Source organism: Inquilinus limosus MP06, from assembly GCF_000767795.1.
In the GTDB taxonomy this organism is placed as follows: Bacteria; Pseudomonadota; Alphaproteobacteria; order DSM-16000; family Inquilinaceae; genus Inquilinus; species Inquilinus limosus_E.
The window spans coordinates 1-1,848 of the sequence record NZ_JANX01000860.1; the positions used below are offsets into that span (position 1 = coordinate 1).

General features: G+C 70.8%; 1 protein-coding gene and 1 pseudogene. Both read left to right on the forward strand.

The features are described 5' to 3' along the window. Positions 1 to 291: pseudogene (locus tag P409_RS41070) on the forward strand (hypothetical protein); the annotation flags it as partial. Beyond that, positions 270 to 1,769, forward strand: coding sequence for an ABC transporter permease (locus P409_RS33280; protein WP_238578832.1), 1,500 nt, complete (start codon positions 270 to 272; stop codon positions 1,767 to 1,769). The pseudogene P409_RS41070 and the gene P409_RS33280, both read left to right, overlap by 22 nt. Positions 1,770 to 1,848 lie beyond the last annotated feature (79 nt).

Below are 1,848 nucleotides of genomic sequence, written 5' to 3' on the forward strand. Positions count from 1 at the left end.
AGCTACCGCGTCTCGGGGCGGGAGACCGCGGCGCTCGAGGCCGACGAGCTGGCCGCCCTCCGCCGCGAGCATTTCGGCTTCATCTTCCAGCGCTACCACCTGCTGGGCGAGCTGACGGCCATCGGCAATGTCGAGATCCCGGCGATCTATGCCGGGCGCCGGCCGGGCGACCGCCAGGGCCGAGCCGCGGCGCTGCTCGGCCGGCTCGGCATGACCGACCGCACCGGCCACCGCCCGGCCACGTCGTTTCGGGCGGCCAGCAGCAGCGCGTGTCGATCGCCCGGGCGCTGATGAACGGCGCCGATGTCATCCTGGCCGACGAACCGACCGGCGCGCTGGACAGCCACAGCGGCGAGGAGGTGCTGCGCATCCTGGCCGAACTGCGGGCGGAGGGGCGGACGGTCATCATCGTCACCCATGACATGGCGGTCGCCCGCCGGGCCCAGCGCATCATCGAGATCCGCGACGGCGAGATCGTCTCCGACCGGCGGGTCGAGGAGCATGCCCCAGCCTCGCCCGCAATGCCGGCGGCCAAGCCGGCGGCCGGCCTCAACCCGTGGCGCGCCTGGTTCAGCCGCCTGCGCGAGGCCTTCCGCATGGCGCTGCTGACCATGCAGGCGCACCGGCTGCGCACCCTCCTGACCATGCTCGGCATCATCATCGGCATCGCTTCGGTGGTCTCGGTGGTGGCGCTGGGGCAGGGGGCGCAGCAGATGGTGCTGGCCAACATCGCCAGCCTCGGCACCAACACGCTGGAGATTTTCGCCGGCAAGGATTTCGGCGATGTCCGCTCGGCCAAGATCACCACCCTGGTGGTGGCCGACGCCGACGCGCTGGCCGGCCAGCCCTATGTCGCGGCGGTGACGCCGACGGTTTCCACCTCGAAGACGGTGCGCCGCGGCGCCACGGAGGCGAACGCCCTGGTGAACGGCGTCGGCGCCGGCTATTTCGACGTCCGCGGCACCCGGCTGCTGCAGGGCCGCCTGTTCGGGGCCGATGCCGTGCGCGGCATGGCCCAGGACGTCGTGATCGACGAGAGCGCGCGCAAGACGCTGTTCCCGGATGCGGCGGAGGACCCGATCGGCCAGATCGTCCTGGTCGGCACGGTGCCGAGCCGGGTGATCGGCGTGGTCGCGACGCAGGAAGGCGGCTTCGGCGGCAGCCAGAACCTGTCGCTGTACCTGCCCTACACCACGGTCCAGGCCCGGTTCCTCGGCAACACCTCGCTGCGCAGCATCACCGTCCGGGTCAGCGACGAAGTCGGCACGGATGAGGCGGCGCGGTCGGTGACGACCTTCCTGGCCAGGCGGCACGGCGCCAAGGACTTCTTCATTCTCAACACCGACGACATCCGCCGCACCATCCTTGCCACCACCAGCATCCTGACGCTGCTGATCGCGGCGATCGCCGTCATCTCACTGGTGGTCGGCGGCATCGGCGTGATGAACATCATGCTGGTCTCGGTGTCGGAACGGGTGTCGGAGATCGGCGTGCGCATGGCCGTCGGCGCGCGCCAGGGCGACATCCTGCAGCAGTTCCTGATCGAGGCGGTGCTGGTGTGCCTGATCGGCGGCGTGCTCGGCATCGCCGCGGCGCTCGGCCTCGGCGCCATGATCGGCAGCATCACCTCGGAGCTGTCGCTGATCTATTCCCCGGCCTCGATCGTCGCCGCCGTGCTCTGCTCCAGCCTGATCGGCGTCGCCTTCGGCTACCTGCCGGCGCGCAACGCCTCGCGCCTCGACCCGGTCGTGGCGCTGTCGCGGGACTAGGGGCCGCCACGGTTTACAGCGGTAGCCGACGCAGCGGGCTTTGACATCGCCCGGTAACGGCCTCCCGGCTTGGTGTCAG